The sequence below is a fragment of the Nocardioides sp. URHA0032 genome (assembly GCF_000620645.1).
Taxonomy (GTDB): Bacteria; Actinomycetota; Actinomycetes; order Propionibacteriales; family Nocardioidaceae; genus Nocardioides.
The window spans coordinates 482,708-502,093 of record NZ_JIAV01000014.1 but is presented as its reverse complement, the minus strand read 5'-3'; the positions used below and the strand labels follow the sequence as shown (position 1 = coordinate 502,093).

The 19,386-nt window shown below is 71.0% G+C and carries 20 protein-coding genes and 2 tRNA genes; 17 read left to right on the top strand and 5 right to left on the bottom strand.

Features of this window, described 5'->3' with window-relative positions; genetic code table 11:
• Positions 1-842, top strand: an 842-nt coding sequence (locus N538_RS28855) for an HNH endonuclease signature motif containing protein (protein WP_028636300.1), incomplete at its 5' end; no start/stop codon positions are given.
• Positions 843-1,118: 276 nt separating this feature from the next.
• The gene (locus tag N538_RS0104445; protein WP_028636299.1) at positions 1,119-1,631 is read left to right on the top strand and encodes a nucleotidyltransferase domain-containing protein; all 513 of its coding nucleotides are present in this window, start codon (positions 1,119-1,121) and stop codon (positions 1,629-1,631) included.
• Between the two features lie 283 nt (positions 1,632-1,914).
• Here the strand turns inward: N538_RS0104445 and N538_RS0104440 are convergent, their stop codons facing one another.
• Positions 1,915-2,943, bottom strand: coding sequence for a LacI family DNA-binding transcriptional regulator (locus N538_RS0104440; RefSeq protein ID WP_081790268.1), 1,029 nt, complete (start codon positions 2,941-2,943; stop codon positions 1,915-1,917).
• A 56-nt stretch (positions 2,944-2,999) separates the two neighbouring features.
• Between N538_RS0104440 and N538_RS0104435 the strand changes: the two genes are divergently transcribed.
• The 7 genes from N538_RS0104435 (at position 3,000) to N538_RS0104405 (ending at position 10,532) form a co-directional block, all read left to right on the top strand.
• Positions 3,000-3,830: a helix-turn-helix transcriptional regulator gene (locus N538_RS0104435; protein ID WP_028636297.1), complete on the top strand. Its 831-nt coding sequence runs from the start codon at positions 3,000-3,002 to the stop codon at positions 3,828-3,830.
• Between the two features lie 131 nt (positions 3,831-3,961).
• Positions 3,962-5,278, top strand: coding sequence for an ABC transporter substrate-binding protein (locus N538_RS0104430; RefSeq protein WP_155991959.1), 1,317 nt, complete (start codon positions 3,962-3,964; stop codon positions 5,276-5,278).
• A gap of 80 nt (positions 5,279-5,358) precedes the next feature.
• On the top strand, positions 5,359-6,312 hold the full coding sequence (locus tag N538_RS23825; RefSeq protein WP_051548723.1) for a carbohydrate ABC transporter permease: 954 nt from the start codon (positions 5,359-5,361) through the stop codon (positions 6,310-6,312).
• Positions 6,309-7,328, top strand: a complete 1,020-nt coding sequence (locus tag N538_RS0104420; RefSeq protein ID WP_051548721.1) for a carbohydrate ABC transporter permease — start codon at positions 6,309-6,311, stop codon at positions 7,326-7,328. Before N538_RS23825 ends, N538_RS0104420 begins: the two co-directional genes overlap by 4 nt.
• Positions 7,325-8,515, top strand: coding sequence for a hypothetical protein (locus N538_RS0104415; protein WP_028636294.1), 1,191 nt, complete (start codon positions 7,325-7,327; stop codon positions 8,513-8,515). Before N538_RS0104420 ends, N538_RS0104415 begins: the two co-directional genes overlap by 4 nt.
• Positions 8,512-9,513 (top strand): Gfo/Idh/MocA family protein, encoded by a 1,002-nt coding sequence (locus N538_RS0104410; protein ID WP_028636293.1) that lies wholly within the window; start codon positions 8,512-8,514, stop codon positions 9,511-9,513. The genes N538_RS0104415 and N538_RS0104410 overlap by 4 nt, the downstream gene beginning before the upstream one ends.
• Positions 9,510-10,532, top strand: coding sequence for a Gfo/Idh/MocA family protein (locus N538_RS0104405; protein ID WP_051548719.1), 1,023 nt, complete (start codon positions 9,510-9,512; stop codon positions 10,530-10,532). The genes N538_RS0104410 and N538_RS0104405 overlap by 4 nt, the downstream gene beginning before the upstream one ends.
• 16 nt (positions 10,533-10,548) lie before the next feature.
• On the opposite strand, the gene N538_RS23820 is transcribed toward N538_RS0104405, so the two are convergent.
• The 3 genes from N538_RS23820 to N538_RS0104390 all read right to left on the bottom strand — a co-directional run bounded on the left by N538_RS23820 (position 10,549) and on the right by N538_RS0104390 (position 12,687).
• Positions 10,549-11,763, bottom strand: a complete 1,215-nt coding sequence (locus N538_RS23820; protein ID WP_051548717.1) for an endo-1,4-beta-xylanase — start codon at positions 11,761-11,763, stop codon at positions 10,549-10,551.
• A gap of 130 nt (positions 11,764-11,893) precedes the next feature.
• Positions 11,894-12,340, bottom strand: a complete 447-nt coding sequence (locus N538_RS0104395; protein WP_197025227.1) for an RbsD/FucU family protein — start codon at positions 12,338-12,340, stop codon at positions 11,894-11,896.
• Entirely contained in the window at positions 12,337-12,687 is a 351-nt protein-coding gene (locus tag N538_RS0104390) for a Rieske (2Fe-2S) protein (protein WP_028636290.1), read from the bottom strand. Before N538_RS0104390 ends, N538_RS0104395 begins: the two co-directional genes overlap by 4 nt.
• A gap of 108 nt (positions 12,688-12,795) precedes the next feature.
• On the opposite strand from N538_RS0104390, the gene N538_RS0104385 reads away from it, so the two are divergent.
• Positions 12,796-13,944: an amidohydrolase family protein gene (locus N538_RS0104385; protein ID WP_051548715.1), complete on the top strand. Its 1,149-nt coding sequence runs from the start codon at positions 12,796-12,798 to the stop codon at positions 13,942-13,944.
• Here the strand turns inward: N538_RS0104385 and N538_RS28850 are convergent.
• Entirely contained in the window at positions 13,926-14,285 is a 360-nt protein-coding gene (locus N538_RS28850; protein ID WP_197025226.1) for a YrdB family protein, read from the bottom strand. The two genes, N538_RS0104385 and N538_RS28850, sit on opposite strands and share 19 nt — an antisense overlap.
• A gap of 33 nt (positions 14,286-14,318) precedes the next feature.
• On the opposite strand from N538_RS28850, the gene N538_RS0104375 reads away from it, so the two are divergent.
• The 7 genes from N538_RS0104375 to tig all read left to right on the top strand — a co-directional run bounded on the left by N538_RS0104375 (position 14,319) and on the right by tig (position 19,351).
• On the top strand, positions 14,319-15,185 hold the full coding sequence (locus N538_RS0104375; RefSeq protein ID WP_028636288.1) for an alpha/beta hydrolase: 867 nt from the start codon (positions 14,319-14,321) through the stop codon (positions 15,183-15,185).
• Between the two features lie 25 nt (positions 15,186-15,210).
• Positions 15,211-15,708 carry a ribose-5-phosphate isomerase gene (locus tag N538_RS0104370; protein ID WP_028636287.1) on the top strand — a complete coding sequence of 166 codons (498 nt, stop codon included), beginning with the start codon at positions 15,211-15,213 and terminating at the stop codon, positions 15,706-15,708.
• A gap of 2 nt (positions 15,709-15,710) precedes the next feature.
• A complete protein-coding gene (locus N538_RS0104365) occupies positions 15,711-16,547 on the top strand; it encodes an Fpg/Nei family DNA glycosylase (protein ID WP_028636286.1) in 837 nt (278 codons plus the stop codon).
• A gap of 28 nt (positions 16,548-16,575) precedes the next feature.
• Positions 16,576-17,643 carry a PP2C family protein-serine/threonine phosphatase gene (locus N538_RS0104360; protein WP_028636285.1) on the top strand — a complete coding sequence of 356 codons (1,068 nt, stop codon included), beginning with the start codon at positions 16,576-16,578 and terminating at the stop codon, positions 17,641-17,643.
• A gap of 85 nt (positions 17,644-17,728) precedes the next feature.
• Positions 17,729-17,802, top strand: a tRNA-Gly gene (locus N538_RS0104355).
• 24 nt (positions 17,803-17,826) lie between these two features.
• A tRNA-Pro gene (locus N538_RS0104350) sits at positions 17,827-17,899 on the top strand.
• A gap of 39 nt (positions 17,900-17,938) precedes the next feature.
• Entirely contained in the window at positions 17,939-19,351 is a 1,413-nt protein-coding gene (tig, locus tag N538_RS23810; protein WP_036569333.1) for a trigger factor, read from the top strand.
• Positions 19,352-19,386: the final 35 nt, after the last annotated feature.

Sequence of the window (19,386 nt, the reverse complement as noted above, 5' to 3'; positions counted from 1 at the left end):
TGCCGGTGTGGAAGGCCCGCAAGATCGCCCGGGCCACCCAGTCCCTCCCTCCCGCGGGAGCGGGGTTCGTGGACCGGGCGCTGTACTTCGTGGCCCACAAGTGCACGTTCGCCGAGCTCGACCGGCAGGTCGAGAAGGCCCGCGCCGAGCACGACCCCGCCGAGACCGAGCGCCGCCGCCTGGCCGCGGCCGAGCAGCGGCACTTCAAGGTGCACCTGAAGTACATGACCGCCGAGGGCCTGGTCCCGATCTCCGGGCTGCTCGACGTCGCCGACGCGGTCGCCCTGGACGCCGTGGTCGCGGCGAAGGCCGACACCCTGGACCCCGCGCTGCCCCTCGACGTGCGCCGCGCGATCGCGGCCGGCATGCTCGGCACCGGACCCGCCGGGCAGCCGCGGCGGGAGGTGGTGATCTACGCCCACACCCGCCCCGGCCAGGAGATGGTCGACCTGGACAACACCCGCTCGGTGATCACCCCCGAACACCTCCAGCACTGGTGCCAGCAAGCCGGCACCACCGTGACCGTGCGGCCGGTCATCGACCTCAACGAGGAGCTCTCCACCGAGACCTACCAGGCCACCCCGCTGATCAAGGAACAGGTCCGACTCCGCCACCCGGAGTGCCCGTTCCCGTTCTGCCACCGGCCCTCCTGGCGCCAAGGCCAGCACGCCGACACCGACCACATCACCGAATGGCCCACCGGTGCGACCACCACCTCGAACCTCGCGCCCCTGTGCCGAGGACACCACCGGCTCAAGACCTTCACCGACTGGACCTACCAGCACGCCCCCGGCACCGGGTTCGTCTGGACCAGCCCCCTCGGCCACCGACATATCGGCTGACCCCCACCCCGCCGACCACGGCCGGCGGGGTCACTGTCATGCGCACCGAGTCACGGAGGCCCCGGAGCAGGAGCGCATCCTCTGTGCCATCGTCGCGGGCCGGGCGGCAGCAAGCCTCGTCCACCCGGACGAGTCGGTGGTGGTCTTCCTGGACTGAAGTTGCCGCGACCGCGACTGCTGGCAAGAATCGCATCCACCTGGACATCTACCCGACCGGGCAGGACACGCCGCGGAATCGGTTGCCGCGCGGCCACGTCTCCGAGCAGGGTGACGCCTATGACCGACCGAGCCATGACGGCAACGCAGGTGGTCGAGCTCGTAGCGGCCGCGTCGGCAGCGGGCATCCGCTGGTGGATCATGGGCGGCTGGGGAGTCGATGCCCTCCTCGGGCAGGAGACGAGGGATCACCACGATCTCGATGTGCTCGTGAGCGTCCGTGATCTACCTGTCCTGCACGCCTTGCTCCGGGAGCAGGGCTTCGCGCGCGCCTACGAGTGGGAGGAGAACGACCCGATCACGCTCGACGGGCGAACCTGGGACACCGCGTTCGTCGAGCGCCATGGCGACGGGCGCGAGCTGGACGTGCATGCCGTCGAGGTCGAGCATCGCTCGGTGTCGCTCAGGACCATGGACCCGTGGGTGCTGCCTCCCGGCTGCCTCGATGCCACAGGGACGGTCGGCGGCCGGCTTGTCCCGTGCGTCAGCGCCGCGGCTCAACGCGCCATGCACCAGGGATACGACCTACCCCGGAAGCATCGCGAGGATCTGCGTCGAGTGGCTCACCTCTGACTCAGGCGCCACGCTCGAAGTGCCAGACCATGATGCGAAGGCGTGTCCCAGGCGATTCGCGCTGCTTCGGGCACCCAGTCGAGCAGCTCCCATGTCCACCAGCGCCACTCGCCGATGGCGCGGTGCGGCTCCGAGAAGTCCTCATGGGAGGGCACGGCGACCGGTTCCTCGACCAGCCCCCGAACGATGAGGCCTGCAGCGAGCGCGGCGCGAAGGTGGTCCGCCACCGTCCTGCGCGCCGCCCCACGCACGCATCAGGGCCAGCCGGATGGTGGTACATCGCTCAGGCGGTGCCGCGGACGACCATCGGGCAGGGCAGGACCACGGTGCGGCCGGTGCCGCCGTAGCGCCCCGACATCCGGCTCATCAGCAGGTCGCCGGCGGTGCTGCCGGCCTCGTACGCCGGGTTGCGCACCGTGGTGAGCTGCGGAGTCACGATGGTGGCGGCGTCGACGTCGTCGAAGCCGACGATCGCGACGTCGCCGGGTACGTCGAGGCCGAGCTCGTGGGCGACGTCGAGGGCACCGATCGCCATCAGGTCGTTGGCGCAGAAGACCGCGTCCGGGCGGCTGGGGAGCGCCATCAGCGTGCGCATCGCCTCGTAGCCGCCCCTGCGGGTCCAGTCGCCGCGCACCAGGCGCTCCGTGGGCACCTTGCGACGGGCGGCCTGCATCGCGGCCCGGAAGCCGGCGGTGCGCTGCGCGCCGTGGCGGGGCGGCCCCTGGATCATCGCGATCCGCTCGAAGCCGCGACCGGCCAGGAACGCACCTGCCTCCCGCGACCCGGCCTCGTCGTCCGGGATGACGGCGTCGCAGAGCGGGTGGTCGAGGTGGTCGCCGATGCAGATGAGGGGCGTCGCGTAGTCGGCCGGCCCGAAGGTCACCTCCGACGCGGTCTCACCGGACGCGAACACGATGCCGTCCACGCCGCGGTCCATGACGTCCTCGAAGAACTTGCGCTCGCGGTCGTGCAGGCCGTCGGTGCTGCAGACGTAGGTCCCGTATCCGGCTGCGTCGACGGCGTCGGCGAGCCCACGGGTGAGCACCGCGTAGAACGGGTTGGTGATGTCGGGGACGACCACCGCGATCATGTGGGACTGCCGCGTGCGGAGGTTGCGCGCGACGTGGTTCGGCCGGTAGCCGAGCTCCTTGATGGCGTCCATCACCGAGCTGCGCGTCGCCGCGCCGACCACGCGCTTGCCGGAGAGGACGTGCGAGACCGTCGTCGGGCTGACGCCCGCCAGGTCGGCCACGTGGGCGATCGTCACGCGCGCAGGCAACGGCTGCGCATCGGTCCGCTCCGTCCGTTGCATGGCGGTACTGTACTGGACAACTGCCAAAACGATTTGAGGCGTGGAGGAGCCCCCGCATGACCGAGCCGATCGAGCGCTTCAGCGTCGCGTCGCTGCTCGCTCCGGCGCTCGGTGCACGGGTCATGCGGCAGCGGCTCCGGATGGTCGACGTGCACTGGCACGACTACTACGAGCTGTCGATGGTCGTCTCGGGCGAGGCGGAGCACGTCGTGAACGGCGTGCCGCGACCGATCGGTCCCGGGAGCGTGTTCCTGCTGTCACCGGCCGACTTCCACGCCATCCGGGTGACCGGCGACGAGCCGCTGACCTGCTACAACACCGTGATCGACCCGAGCGTGATGGAGCGCCGGCTCGCAGGGGTGGGTGCCCCGGCACTGGAGGGGTTCCCCTGGCAGGCCGACGGCTTCCTCGACGCCGAGGCCGACTTCCGGCGGCTCCAGCAGGAGTTCGACGAGCCGCGGCTCGGCTCGGCGACCGTGACCGAGGCGCTCGTGTCGTGCCTGGTGGTCGAGCTGGCCCGCCGGTGCGGCCTGGACGACCCGCGCCGCGCGCGCCCGCCCGCCCCGACGGATGACCTCCGGGCCGCGGTGCTCTACGTCGAGCGCAACTTCCGGGAGCCGCTGACGCTGGCGGACGTCGCCGCGCGCGCCCACCTCTCGCCCAACTACTTCAGCGAGCGCTTCCGCCAGTACACGGGCACCTCGTTCCAGCTCCACCTCCAGGAGTGCCGGCTACGGTTCGCCCGGTCGCTGCTGGCCGCGACCTCGCTCAGCGTCTCGGAGGTGTGCCACGCCGCCGGCTTCAACAGCCTGTCGCACTTCGGCCGCGCCTATCGGAGGAGGTACGGCGCGCCGCCCTCCTGGCGTCACGATGCGACACCGATGTGACGGAAAGCACGCGAATCCATTGACAAAGCGGAGGGTGTTGACGATGCTTCCCGCCAAGGAGCCAAACGATTTGCATCGGGTCGCATCGACGGTCTCCGAGTAGCCACTTGAAGAGCAAGGGAGCTGATTCGGTGAGGTTCAAACTGTCCCGGAAGGTGGCCGCCGCCGCGGTCGCCGTCGCCGTCGCATCCATGAGTCTGGCCGCCTGTGGCGGTTCAGACAAGCCGTCAGGCCCGCCGAAGGGCGAGGGCCAGGGCCCCGTCGCGGAGCCCACCTCGCCCACCACGGTGACGTTCTTCTCCTGGCTCGGCAACGAGCCCGAGATGAAGAAGATGGCGGCCGAGTTCCACCAGCAGCACCCGATGATCACCATCAAGTTCGAGAACGTGCCGGCCGAGCAGGCAGCGCAGGTGCTCTCGACCCGGATCGCGGGCAACAACGCCCCCGACGTGTCCTACGTCAACGCCAGCGACACGGCCGACTACGCCTCGCGCGGCGCGGCGGTCGACCTGAGCGACTACATCAGTCGGAGCGACGTGGTGAAGCCGGACGACTACGTCGACGCCTTCAAGACCTTCGTCACCTACGAGGACAAGATGTACGGCCTCCCGGTCGACGGTGAGACCACCGGCCTCTTCTACCGCACGGACCGCTTCGCGGAGGCGGGCATCGACTCTCCCCCCAAGACCTGGGACGAGTTCGAGGCCGACGCCGCCGCGCTGACCGACCCGGCCCAGAACAAGTACGGCTTCGAGATGTTCGCGTCCGAGTCGGCGTACTACTGGTACCCGTGGCTCTACCAGGCCGGTGGCGACCTGCTCTCCGCGGACGGCAAGGACATCCTGTTCACCAGCGACGAGGCCAAGAAGGCCGCGGAGTTCTACGTGGGCCTGGCCAAGTACTCCCCGCCGGACTACTTCAACTCCAACTCCTACGACGGCCGCACGGCCTTCGCCGAGGGTGACGTGGCGATGTACGTCGCGGGGGCCTGGCTGGCCGGCACGCTGTCGGACGAGTTCCCCGGCATCGACGGCAAGTGGGCGACGGCGCCCCTGCCGGAGGGCGACGCGGGCTGCAAGACCACGATCGCCGGCGACGCGCTGATGATGTCGGAGCAGACCAAGGTCCCGGACGCGGCATGGCTCTGGATGGAGTTCCTCTCCACGCCCGAGAACATCGCCCGGTCCACCTACAAGACCGAGGGCACCCTGCTGCCGCCGCTGAACTCGCTCCTCCAGGGCGAGGAGATCGTGAAGGAGAAGCCGGTCCTCAAGGGCTTCATCGACCTCATGCAGTGCGGCGTGGCCAGCACCGTGTCGAACCCGAAGTTCCCGCGGATCGAGACGATCCTGAACGACGAGCTCGGCAAGGCGATCTACGGTGACCAGAGCGCCGACGAGGCCCTGGAGAACACCGCGAACCAGGCGCAGGCGATCCTGGCCCGCTGACCTCTGCACCACGCACCGCCCGTTCGCCCGGGCCGACTCGGCCCGGGCGGACGGTTTCCCTGACGAGAGAAGGAGCAGGTATGTCGACGGCGGTGGCGCCGGCTGCGAAGGGCGCGAAGAAGGACGTCCGGGAGACCCGGGTGCGTCGCTTCTTCTGGAGGATCTGGCGAGAGCGATCGGCGTACCTGTTCCTCGCCCCGGGCGTGATCCTGTTCTCGATCTTCACGCTCGCGGCCCTGGTCTTCGCGATCTACCTGACGTTCCACCGGTGGAGCATCATCGAGCCGACGAAGCCGTACGTCGGTCTCCAGAACTACGAGGACATGATCCACGACGAGCGGTTCGTCCAGTCGGTCCTCAACACCGCCTACTTCACCGGCGCGTCGATCCCCCTGACGATGATCATCGGCCTGGTGCTGGCGCTGCTGCTCAACCAGCCGATCCGCGGCCGTGCCGTCTTCCGGACCGCGTACTACCTGCCCGTCGTCACGCCGTTCGTGGTCTCCGCCCTGCTGTGGAAGTGGCTCTACAACGGCCAGTACGGGCTCTTCAACTACTACCTGATGAAGGGCCACCTCATCGACCACCCGCTGCTGTGGCTCTCGGACAAGAACCTCGCCATGCCGGCCGTCGTGCTGATGAGCGTGTGGAGCGGCGTGGGGTTCTCGATGGTCGTCTACCTGGCCGGCCTCCAGGCCATCCCCGAGCAGCTCTACGAGTCGGCGATGCTCGACGGCGCCGGGACGTTGCGTCGGCTGTGGTACGTCACCATCCCGATGCTCCGGCCGACGACGCTGTTCCTGCTCGTGATCAGCATCATCGGCTCGCTGCAGGTCTTCACCCAGATCTTCGTGATGACCAACGGCGGGCCCGTCAACAAGACGGAGACGATGGTGTACTACATGTACCTCTGGGCCTTCAAGTACTACGACATGGGATATGCGAGCACCCTGGCCTTCGCGCTGTTCGCGATGCTGCTGGTGTTCACGGTCTTCCAGATCCGGCTGTTCCGCGACAACGAGGGCGTCTCATGACGGGGCTGACCGAGGAGCCCACCGCGAGCCGTCTCGTCAGCGAGATCGAGCCGATCCTGCCGGCCCCGCGGCGGCGGCGCGCCAAGCGCCCGCCGGGCGCACCCCGGGAGAAGGAGCACGTGTCCCTCCGGGCGAAGCTCCTGACGTACGTCGTCCTGGCGCCGATCGCGATCCTGTTCGTCGCGCCCTTCGCCTGGCTGATCAGCGCGTCGATGCAGCCGCTGAGCACGATCTTCCAGAACCCGCCGACGTGGATCCCCGGCGACCCCACGCTCGACGGCTACCGGGGCTTCCTGAACGTCGGTCACCTCACGAAGGCGCAGCAGGGCCAGGGGCACGGCGACTGGAGATGGTTCGCCAACAGCGCGTTCGTCGCGATCACCGTGACCGTGCTGCAGACGTTCTTCAACGCGCTCTGCGCCTACACGTTCGCGAAGCGGAAGTTCCCGGGTCGCAACGTGATCTTCGTGCTCTTCCTGGGGACCATGATGGTCCCTGGCCAGATCACGCTGATCCCCAACTACATCATCATCCAGCACATCCCGTTCTTCGGCGGGAACGACTGGCTGGGCAGCGGCGGGCACGGCTGGCTGGGCTCCTACTGGGGCCTGATCATGCCGGGCATCGTCGGCGCCTTCGGCATCTTCCTGCTGCGCCAGTACATGTCGACGATCCCCGACGAGCTGCTCGACGCCGCCCGCATCGACGGCGCCGGCGAGTTCCGGATCTTCTGGAGCGTCGTGCTGCCGCTCTGCGCTCCCGCGCTCGCCGCCAACGCGATCTTCACCTTCCAGTACTCGTGGGAGGACTTCCTCTGGCCGCTGCTGGTCACGTCGGGGGACCCGGAGCACACCACCGCACCGGTGGGGCTCGCGTTGTTCGTCGTGCAGAACCGGACGGACTGGAACCTGCTGTTCGCGGGCTCGGTCATCGCCACGCTGCCGATGGTCATCGTGTTCATCATCTTCCAGCGGCAGTTCGTCCGGGGCATCGCCGTGACGGGTGTCAAGGGTTGACGCGCGACGTCCTCGCCCGCCTGCTCGCGGACGGGAACGGCGTCCTGCGGTGCGAGCCGGCCTGGGTGGCGCGTGACTTCCTGCCGCCGGGACGCCGGCTCGGCCTACCCGAGGACGCGTACGACGTGGGGGACCGCGGCGCGATCTGCGAGCGGTGGCTCGCCTCGACCACCCGGGCCGACAACCGGGTCGGACCGGAGGACGAGGGACTGAGCCACCTCGTCGGCGACCACGGCGAGCGGATTCTGCTTCGCGACGCCGTGGCCGCCGACCCCGTGGCGCTGCTCGGCGAGGAGTACGCCGCGACGCATCCGGGCGGGCTCGGCCGGCTGGCCAAGATCTTCGACTACGGGTACCGGCTGCCGTACCACGTCCACCCGCCGCAGGATCTCGCCCGGCTGGTCGGCTGCAACGCCAAGGACGAGTCCTACCACTTCCTGCCCGGTGTGGAGCTGGGCGCGCACCCCGAGACCTTCTTCGGCGTGCACCCGTGGATCGCCGAGCAGCGGGCCCACGAGACGCTGCTGCCGTACCTCGTGGACTGGGACAGCGACCTGATCCTGCGCCACGCCCGTGCCGAGCTCCAGGTGCCCGGCGAGGGGTTCCACGTGCCGTCCGGGGTACTGCACGCCCCGGGCACCGCGCTGACGCTCGAGCTGCAGGAGGACTCGGACGTCCTGGCCATGTTCCAGGCGCTCAACGCCGGGACGATCATCTCCAAGGACCTGCTCTTCAAGGACGTGCGCGACGAGGACCGCGAGCGCGAGGGAGAGCGGTTCCCGCTCCGTTTCGTGGACTGGGACGTCAACGGAGACCCCTGGTTCTACGAGAACCGCCACCTCTCGCCGCGCCCGGTCGCCGGCGTGGCCGGCGACGGCGAGGAGGCCTGGGTCTTCTACAACACCAGCAGGTACGCCGGGAAGCGGCTGGTGCTGCCGCCCGGCGGCACCCACCGGCTCCGCGAGCCCGGGGTCTACAGCGTCTTCGCGTGGTCGGGGACCGGCACCTGGGCCGGCCACGAGGTCCGGGGCGGCGAGCCGGGCCTGGACGAGCTGGTCGTCACCCACGACGTCGCGACCCGCGACCACGAGGTCGTCAACACGGGAAGCGAGGACCTCGTGGTGTTCACGTTCTTCGGGCCCGACCTGCACACCGCGGCCCCGGCCATCGAGGTGCGCGGGCGATGAGCTCCGAGCTCACCGTCGGCCTGCTGGGGGCCGGCATGATCGCCGGGGTGCACGCGCACGCCTACCGGGCCGCGGCCGGCGTGCGGCTCGTCGCCGTCGCCGACCCGGTCCCGGGCAAGGCCGAACGGATCGCGGAGCAGTACGGCGCGCAGGTCGTGCCCGACCTGGATGCGATCCTCGACCTCGGCGTGGACGTCGTCGACATCTGCACGCCGCCGACCACCCACGCGGACGCCACGATCCGGGCGCTCGAGGCCGGCCGGCACGTGCTCTGCGAGAAGCCGATCACCCGCACGGTCGAGGAGGCGCGCCGCGTGCTCGCGGCGGCCGAGGCCGCGCCCGGGATCCTCTCGATCGGGCAGGTGGCCCGCTACGGCCCGGACCACCGGCTGGCCCGTGACGTGGCCGAGGCCGGCGAGATCGGGCAGGTCCGGATGATCACCCACTCGACGACCACCTCGCTGCCGGGGTGGAGCGAGGCCGGCTGGCTCGCGGACCCGGCGACCTCGGGCGGGCCGCTGCTCGACCAGGCGGTGCACAGCTTCGACTACGCGGCCTGGGTGATCGGCAGCCCCGCCGTACGTGTGCACTGCATGGCCGCCGACAGCGGCGCCGGGCCGAACACGTACACGCTCGCGACGGTCCGCTACGCCAACGGCGCGATCGCGCACGTGGAGTGCAGCTGGGCCCACCCGGTCTCGCGCGGCTTCAAGCTGCGCGCGGAGATCGTCGGCACCGAGGGCCGGATCTCGTGGGACTACGACCACCTGATGGGCGGCGTCCTCCACCAGCGCGAGAGCGACACGGAGTGGTGGGACGTGCTCGGCGACCGGGAGTTCACCCGTGAGCTCGGCGCCTTCTTCGACGCCGTACGCGCCGGCGGTCCGCCGCCGGTGCCGGCGACCGAGGCGACGGAGTCGTTGCGCACCGCCCTGGGAGCGCTGGAGTCGGCCCGCACCGGGCGGACGATCGACCTGACCACCTGGGAGACCCTGTGAACGGCACGCCGACCCGCGTCGCGATCCTGGGCGCCGCGCACATGGGCCACGCGTGGGCGTACGCGCGTGCGCTGACCCGGTCACCGCACGCCCAGGTCGTCGGCATCCACGACGTCGAGCCGGAGCACACCCGCTGGATCCGCCAGGACTTCGGCATCGAGGCCGCCGGGGACGCCGACGAGCTCGTCGAGTCCGCCGATGCGGTCCTGGTCTGCAGCGCGAACGCCGACCACCGCGCCCACGTCGAGCTCGCGGCCCGGCACGGCAGGCACGTGCTCTGCGAGAAGCCGATCGCCACGACGCTCGAGGACGCACACGCGATCGTGGCCGCCTGCGACGCCGCCGGCGTCCAGCTGCACCTGGCCTTCGTCTCGCGCTTCCTGCCCGTGGTCGCCCGCGCCCGCGACGCCGTCCGGGCCGGTCGGCTCGGCGACCTGATCGGCGTCGTGGGTGGCAACCGGGGCCGTCCGCCGCTGCCGCCGGCGTACCCGGCCTGGATCACCGACCCGGTCGCGGCCGGCGGGGGAGCGCTCATCGACCACTCGGTGCACGTCACCGACGTGATGCGGCACGTCACCGGGCTCGAGGTCGCCGAGGTCTCGGCCGAGGCCGGCGCGCTGCTCTGGGACTGCGGCGTCGACGACGTCGCCGTGGTGTCCCTGCGCTTCGAGAACGGCGCGGTCGGCAGCATCGACCCGAGCTGGTCCGTGCCGGCCGACCACCCGTGGGACTACGACTTCCACCTGCGCCTGGTCGGCACCGAGGGCGCCCTCGACCTCAACGACCTGGCCGAGTCGGTCCAGGTGGTCAGCACCCGCGACGGCGGGCCACGGGGCCTGCGGTACGCGTCGTTCGCCGAGGACGCCGACCGGGCGATGATCGAGGGCTTCCTCACCTCGGTCCGCACCGGCGTCCACCAGGAGCCCGGCGCCGACGGCGCGGACGGCGTGCGCGCCCTGGAGGTCGCACTCGCGGGCTACCGGTCCGCCGCCGAGGCGGCGGTCGTCCAGGTCCGGTAGCCCGCGAGCAGTCCCCCTACTGGCCCTTCTTCAGCCTCCAGAGCTGGTGGCGGTGCGGCGCGTGCCGGAACGCGTGGCTGATCGCGTAGTACGCCGGCTTCGGCTTCATGCTCCGGTCGAAGGCAAGCGGCCGGCGGTGGCTGCCGTCCTCGCGCGGTCGGTCCTCGTCGAGCCAGGTGTAGCGGTCGGTCAGCCCGAACGCGTTGACCACCTTCACGGCCTTCTCATCGAGCGTCACGTCGAGGTAGCGACGGTAGACGTCGGCGACCATCCGGTCGCGCGGCTCGAAGGCCTTGGGCAGCCCGTCGTCGAGGACGTCCAGCTCGGTGACCAGGATGTGCAGCCCGCGGTCCGCGATGTCGCGCAGGAACGCCCGGTAGCCGCGCTCGTGGAACTTGTGGCCGAAGCCGTCAGCGAGCAGGTGTCCCTGGATGCCGACCGCCTGGACCGGCGCGCCCACGTGGTGCAGCCGGTCCAGCGCCTTGAGGAAGGCACGACGACGCGGCTCGGCACGGTCACCCCACTCGTTGACGGTCTCGAAGCCGAACTCGTTGATGATCCGCAGCGCCTTCGGGTCCTGCTCCCGGGTGATGTGGAAGGACTCGGCGATGTAGCCGGGGCCGATCGTGTTGTACCACGGCACGTTGGTGCGGAAGCCGTGCTTGTCGGCGTCGTAGGGATCGGTGACCTCGTTGGCGACGATCCAGCCGTTCATCCGGCCCCGGTAGTGCCGGACCTCGCGGCCGATCACGCTGTAGAGCAGCTTGCGGGCCTTCTTCCGGCTGAGGCCCCACAGGTCGTCGTCGGACCAGCCGTCGCCGAAGCCCTCGTCCCAGGCGAGATGGGCTCCGATGGTGAGCTGGCGGTGCTGCTCGGCGAAGGCGATGATCTGGTCGCCCGGCCCGAAGTTGAGTCGAGAGTCGGGCGTCGGCTTGAGCTGGTACCAGAGCAGGTCGTCCTCGGTGAACAGCAGGCCGGCCTCCCGCGCGAACAGGTGGGGGTAGCGCTTGTCCAGCTGCCAGGTCGCGATCGACGACCCGAAGACGATGCCCTTGTTCTCGGCCTGGCGCCACAGCGGCGGACGGCCGGTGGCGTCCACGGTCCGGGCGGGCGACAGCGCCCCGGCGGCGAGCGCACCGGCTTCCGGCAGCCCCACGGTGGCCAGGCCGGCGGCGGCTCCAGCCGCGCCCAGGAGCAGGGAACGGCGGGCGACGGAGGGGGTGTCGTTCATGGCGGCTCCTCGGAGTGGCGGGCCGTCCCGACCGGCCCTGTACGGCGCTGTGTGACGAGAGTCACGCAAATCGATTGGCACGAACGTAGGCCGGGCGCGCCGCCCGCGCAAGACCCCCAAGGGCTGAAATTCAGACGACGCCCTTGGTGAGGAGGAAGCAGCCGTAGGGCCGGGCCTCGGTCGTGGCGACCACGACGTACGCCGCGGCCGCGCGGCGGTAGAACTCGAAGCGCTCGACCGGGGCCGACGGGACGGGGCGTCCCTCGGCCTCGTCGACCACCGCCTGCAGGTCGGCATGGACCTCCTGGACGACGCCCTCCTCGCCGACGGCGCCCATCCGGAGGACGGCCGGCTCGACGAAGGTGTCGACGGGGAGGACCGACAGGATCGCCCGCGCGGCCGTGGGGACGTCCACCCCGGGCAGGCTGACCAGCCGACGGGCGGTCGACGCCGCCGGGTAGTTGCGGTCGACGATCGCCAGCACGTCCCCGTGCCCCATCGCGGCGAGGTGGCCGAGCAGCGCGGCGTCGAGGAGGGGGTCGATGTTCTTGAGCACCGGGATCCTCGCGTCCGTCACGCGTGGAGGACGACCTCGTCGCCCTCCTGGGTCACGCGATAGGTCCGCAGGCCGACCCGCTCCGGTTCGAGCAGGGACCGGCCGGTCTCCAGGTCGAACTCCCAGCCGTGCCAGGGGCAGCGGATCACCCGGTCGTCGCGTCCGTAGACGAGCTCGTGCGGCTCGGCCGGCAGGAAGGTGCCGCTCAACGAGCCGGTGCACATCGAGGCGCCCATGTGCGGGCAGCGGTCGTGGACGGCAAAGAACTCGTCCCCGACGCTGATCACGCCGACCGGGCGGCCGTGGACCTCGACGATCCGGCAGCCCTCCCGGCGTACGTCGTCGACGGAGCCGATCCGAACTTCCACGGGGAACCTCCTGGCGCGGACCTATCGCGGAGCCAAACGATTTGCTATGCATGACTCTGACGGTTCCGGGCCGTCCCCGCAACGGTTGTCCGCACAGGAGCCCACCCCATGACCGACCTGCTGACCTCCCCGACCGTCGACGACGACCAGCGCAGCCGCTACCGGCTGGTGGACTGCGACGTGCACCCGATCATGAAGGGCGGGATGGCCGAGCTGCGGCCGTACCTGTCCCGCGAGGGCCAGCGCCGGCTGGGCCTGGACGAGCGGCGCAACCTGACGACGGTGGGCCACCGCGAGGCCGTCTCGGTCCCGCGGAACATGCTGTACGTCAACCAGGCCGGGGTGCTGCGCGACGACGCGAGGGCGCCCGACGGCTCGGCGCCCGGTGCGGACCCGGCGTTCACGGCGCAGCAGCTGCTGGACGGCAACGGGATCGACCGGGCCGTGCTGATCGGCGGGGAGGTCCTCGGCCTCGGCGCGATGCCGGACCCGGACGCCGCGGCGATCATCGCGTCGGCGTACAACGACTGGCTGGCCGCCACCTGGCTCGGTGCGGACGATCGGTACCGGGGCAACCTCGTGGTGGGGGCCCAGGATCCGCAGCTGGCGGCGGCCGAGATCCGGCGGGCCGGCGCCGACGAGCGGTTCGTGGCCGTGCTGCTCCCGCTCACCAACATCTTGATGGGGCAGCGGCACTACTACCCGATCTACGAGGCGGCCGCCGAGCTGGGGCTGCCGATCACGGTGCACCCGAACTCCGGTGAGGGGATCTTCCGCACGTCGCCGCCGATGGCCGGCGGGACCCCGACCTACTACGTCGAGTGGCACACGGGCCTGAGCCAGGTCTTCCAGGCCAACGTGATCAGCCTGATCTGCCACGGGGTCTTCGAGCGCTTCCCGAACCTCAAGGTGATCATGACCGAGGGCGGGCTGGGCTGGATCCCGGACGTGATCTGGCGGCTGGACAAGAACGTGAAGGGCCTGCGCGACGAGGTGCCGTGGATCAAGCGGCTGCCGAGCGAGTACGTCGCGGACCACGTCCGCTTCACCACGCAGCCGCTGCCCGAGCCGCGCCGCCGCCACCACCTGCACGTGCTGTGCGAGATCGCCCAGGCCGAGCGGACGCTGATGTTCAGCTCCGACTACCCGCACTGGGACTTCGACGACCCGCGGCACGCGCTCACCGCGCTGCCGGCCGGGATCCGGGAGCGGGTCAGCGTCGACAACGCCGTCGAGACCTACGGCTCGCGACTCTGACCCTGTTCGGCGAGCGCCGCGATCCCGGGGACCTGGGCGATCGCGTTGACCGCGACCGAGAACACCAGGAAGCCGATCGCCTCGGTGGGGTGGCCGAGGTCCCAGAGCGCCCACGCCGCGAGACCGAACACGAGGACCTTGACGAGCGGGCGGAGGACCGGGCCGCCGTAGCGCGCCCTGGGTGAGGCGAACCAGAACCACGCCTGCATGGCGAGCACCGGCAGCAACCATACCCACACCCACCACGGGTCCTGCTCGTAGCCCCAGAGGGCGAACGCGATCAGCGCGATGACCTCGTCGACGAAGACCAGGCCGAGCACACACCAGCCGAGAAACGTCACGAGGCCATCCTCTCCGCGGACTAGCGTCTGTGCATGCTCTTTCCCGAGTCCCGGCGCGCCCTCGAGGCAGCCGCCGGCGAGACCCCCGTGTGGACCGACGGCTACGACGTCGCCGGAGCCCGTGAGCAGGCGCAGGCGGCGGCCGCGCAGGAGCCGCGCGAGGAGGTCGCCGAGGTCGCCGACGTCGACGCGGACGGCGTACCCGCCCGCCTCTACACCCCCGCCGGTGCCGGTGCGGGCGGCATCGTGCACGTCCACGGCGGCGGGTTCGTCTTCAACGACGTCGAGGTGCACGACGCGGCCGCGCGCCGGCTCGCGAACCGGAGCGGGCTGCGGGTCCTGAGCGTCGACTTCCGCCGGCCGCCCGAGCACCGGTTCCCCGCCGCCGTCGACGACGTCGCGGTCGCGGGGGAGTGGGCGCGGCACCACCTCGGTGGTCCGCTGCTCGCCCACGGCGACAGCGCGGGCGGCAACCTCGCGCTCGTCGACACGCTCCGCCATCCCGGCCGGTACGCCGCACTCGCGCTGGTCTACCCGTTCCTCGACCCGACCGCGGGCTTCGAGTCGTACACGACCGCTGCCGACGGCTTCGACCCGCGCGAGGCCGCGTGGTACTGGGAGCAGTACGCGACCGCCGCGGACCGGACGGACCCGGACCTGGCCCCCCTGCTGTCGGACCGGCTCGGGACGCTGCCGCCCACCCTGGTCGTCACCGCGGAGCACGACCCGCTGCGCGACGAGGGCGAAGAGCTCGCCCGGCGGATCGCGGCGGCCGGCGGCGAGGTGACGGCGACGCGCTACCTCGGGCAGCTGCACGGGTTCTGGCGGCACCCCCAGGCGTTCCCGTCGGCCGAGCCCGCGGTGCGGCAGGTCGCCGGATTCCTCCGGCTGCACGCCTGACCGGCACGGCTGAGAAGATGTCCGCATGCGCGTGCACCTCGGCTGCGACCATGCCGGACTCGACCTCAAGGACCACCTGACCCGCTGGCTCACCGAGCACGGCTACGAGCCCGTCGACCACGGCCCGGTCCGCTACGACGCGCTGGACGACTACCCGGTGTTCTGCCTGCGGACCGCGGAGGCCGTCGCCGAGGACCGTGCCGCCGGGCTGGACAGCCTGGGGGTCGTGATCGGCGGGTCCGGGAACGGCGAGCAGATCGCCGCGAACAAGGTGAGGGGCGTGCGCGCCGCGCTCGTCTGGTCCGAGGAGACCGCCCGGCTGGCCCGGCAGCACAACGACGCCAACGTCGTCTCCGTCGGCGGCCGGATGCACTCGCTGGAGGACATGACCCGCTTCGTCGAGGTCTTCCTGGCCGAGCCGTTCAGCGACGAGGAGCGGCATGTCCGGCGGATCGGGCAGCTGTCGACGTACGAGCAGACCGGCGAGCTGCCCCCGCTGCCGGCGTCCGCGGGCGACGCCTAGAGATGCCGGAGGGGCACACTCTCCACCGCCTCGCCGACGAGCTGGCCACGACCTTCGCGGGACGCGTCGTGCGCGCGAGCAGTCCGCAGGGCCGGTTCGCCGACTCGGCCGCCCTGGTCGACGGGCAGGTCCTCGAGGGAGCCGAGGCGTGGGGCAAGCACCTGTTCATCGCCTTCGCCGGTGAGCGGTTCGTGCACGTCCACCTGGGCCTGTACGGCACCTTCGACGTCCACGACCGCGTCGACGAGGTCCCGCCCCCGGTCGGGCAGGTGCGGCTCCGCCTCGTGGGTGACGGCTCGTACGCCGACCTCCGGGGCGCGACCACCTGCGAGCTCGTGACGGCGGAGCAGCGCGACGCGGTCGTCGCGCGCTCCGGCCCGGACCCGCTGCGCGACGACGCCGAGCCCGACCGGGCGTGGGAGCGGATCCGCCGCAGCCGGGCGCCGCTCGGCGGGCTGCTCATGGACCAGGCCGTTGTCGCCGGGGTCGGGAACGTGTACCGCGCCGAGCTGCTGTTCCGGCACCGGCTGGACCCGATGCGCCCGGGCAGCACGCTGCGCCGCGGCCAGTGGCAGGCGATGTGGACCGACCTGGCCGAGCTGATGCGCGAGGGCGTGCGGACCGGGCGCATCGACACCGTGCGACCCGAGCACACCCCCGAGGCGATGGGTCGGCCGCCGCGCAGGGACGACCACGGCGGCGAGGTCTACGTCTACCGGCGCACCGGCCAGCCCTGCCACGTCTGCGGTGCGACGATCCGCACCACCGAGCTCCAGGGAAGAAACCTGTTCTGGTGTCCCGGATGCCAGCGCAGGTTCCGTTCCCGGTCGCTACAGTGAGGCCGCCACCGACCCGGAGGAACGTTGCATGACGGCTCGCCCGCACGGTCTCAGCCGCGCGCTGCGACGTCGCCTTCCGCGGCACAACCGCACGCTGATCATGCTCGTGGCGCTCACGGTGCTGCTCACGGCGGCCGTGCTGGCGTGGCCGGACACCGTGGCGCTGACCGTGCTGATGGTGCCGCTGCTGCTGGGCAGCCTGCTGATCAGCCCGCGACAGCTGCCGTGGTTCGTGGTCTTCCTGATGCTGATGCTGATGGTCACCATCGGGCGGCAGACGGACATCTCCCGGCGCACGGTCTTCGCGATCGCCGTCCTGTTCCTGCTGTGCTTCATCGTGCTGGTGACCTCCTTCCGCCGCTCAACGCTCGGTGTCGCGGGTGCGATGGGCGAGTCGATGCTGGTCGACCTGCGTGACCGGATCCTCAACCAGGGCGGGGTGCCGGTGCTGCCGGACGACTGGCTGGCCGAGACCGCGCTGCGGTCCGCCGGAGGCACGCCGTTCGCCGGCGACTTCGTCGTCGCCACCCGTCCCCGGCACTCGACCCGCGTCGAGATGGCCGTCGTCGACGTGTCGGGCAAGGGTGAGCAGGCGGGCACCCGTGCGCTCCTCCTGTCCGGTGCCTTCGGTGGCCTGCTCGGCGCGCTGCCGCCGGCCGACTTCCTCCCGGCCGCGAACGACTACCTGTTCAGGCAGGACTGGGCGGAGGGCTTCGCCACCGCGATCCACCTCTCCCTGGACGTGGCGACCGGGGAGTTCGAGGTCCGCACCGCAGGGCACCCGCCCGCCGCGCAGCTGACCGCGGGCGTCGGCCGGTGGACCGTGCACGAGGCCGAGGGCCCGGTGCTCGGGCTGATCGAGGACGCCGAGTTCACGGTCGCCACCGGGCAGCTCCGGCGCGGCGACGCGCTGCTGCTCTACACCGACGGCATGGTCGAGACCCCGCGCCGCGACATCGGGCTCGGCATCGACCGGATGCTCGGCCAGGCCGAGCAGCTGCTGCGCGGCAACTTCGACGGCGGCGCCGACCGGCTCGTCGAGGCGCTGGGCTCGGAGAACGACGACCGGGCGCTGGTGCTGATCCACCGACGGTGAGAGTGGGCGCTGATTCATGGGCGCCCGCCGTGGTGTGGCACCATGACTCCCGCACTCGTCCGGGATCACGAGCGGTCGAGCGTGCGCGGATGTAGCTCAATGGTAGAGCCCCAGTCTTCCAAACTGGCTACGCGGGTTCGATTCCCGTCATCCGCTCCAAGGGCCCGGAGGACGGGGCCTTGGCGGGGCGTAGCGTAGTGGCTAGCGCGCCTGCTTTGGGAGCAGGAGATCGCAGGTTCGAGTCCTGTCGCCCCGACTGCACCACCCACCCCCAGAACGATCTAGGAGAAGACCTGTGAAGAGCGCCGTCGAGACCTTGAGCCCGACCCGGGCCAAGCTGACCGTCGAGGTGCCCTTCGAGGAGCTCAAGCCGAGCCTCGACGCGGCGTACAAGCAGATTGCCAAGCAGATCAACGTCCCCGGCTTCCGTCGCGGCAAGGTCCCGCCGGCCGTGATCGACCGCCAGGTGGGCCGCGGCGCGGTGCTCGACCAGGCCATCAACGAGGTGGTCCCGCAGAAGTACGTCGAGGCGCTCGAGGCGAACTCCCTCCAGCCGCTCGCGCAGCCGGAGATCGAGGTGACGAAGTTCGAGGACAACGACACCCTGGAGTTCACCGCCGAGGTCGACATCCGCCCCGAGATCACGCTGCCGGAGTACGACGGCGTCGAGGCCGAGGTCGAGGACGTCGAGCTCACCGACGCCGACGTCGAGGAGCAGGTCGAGGCGCTGCGCGAGCGGTTCGCCACCCTGATCGACGTCGAGCGGCCGGCCGCCGACGGCGACTTCGTCGTCATGGACCTGGTCGCGACCAGGGACGGCGAGCCCGTCGAGGGTGCCGAGGTCAGCGGCATGTCGTACCGCGTCGGCCGGGGCGGCATGCTCGACGGCCTCGACGAGGCGCTGGTCGGCATGGCCGCCGGCGACGACAAGACCTTCACCTCGCAGCTGGTCGGTGGCGACCTGTTCGGCGAGGACGTCGAGGTCCAGGTCAAGGTCTCCCAGGTGCAGGAGCAGGAGCTCCCCGAGCTCGACGACGAGTTCGCGCAGATGGCGTCGGAGTTCGACACCGTCGACGAGCTCACCGCCGACGTGCGCGAGCGCCTCGGCCGCGGCAAGCGCCTCGAGCAGGCCGCCGCTGCCCGCGACGCGGTCCTCGAGGCCCTGCTGGAGAAGGTCGAGATCCCGCTGCCGGAGGTCGTGGTGACCGACGAGCTCAACGCGCGTCGCCGCAACATCGAGCAGCAGCTGGCGTTCGCCGGGATCACCATGGAGAAGTACCTCGAGGACGAGAAGCAGACCCAGGAGGAGTTCGAGGCCGACCTCGACCGCCGGGTCCGCGATGCGGTCGCCGCCCAGTTCATCCTCGACGAGATCGCCAAGAAGGAGGAGTTCGGCATCGACCAGGCCGAGCTCTCCGAGCACCTCGTGCGGCGCGCCCAGCAGTCCGGCCAGGACCCGCAGGAGTTCGCGAACCACATGTTCGAGCACAACCACATCCCCGAGCTCGTGCAGGAGATCCTGCGCGGCAAGGCCTTGGCGCGCATCGTCGAGGCCGCGGTGGTCAAGGACGCCTCCGGCAACGTGCTCGAGCTGAAGAACCTGCGCCCGGACGGCACCATCGGCGAGCCCGAGGACGAGACCGCCTCCGAGGAGGCCCCCGAGGCCGCCGCCGGTGCGGAGGTCGAGGAGACCGCTACCGAGGCGTGAGCCCGGCCGGTCGCGGGTGGACCGGGCGTACGACG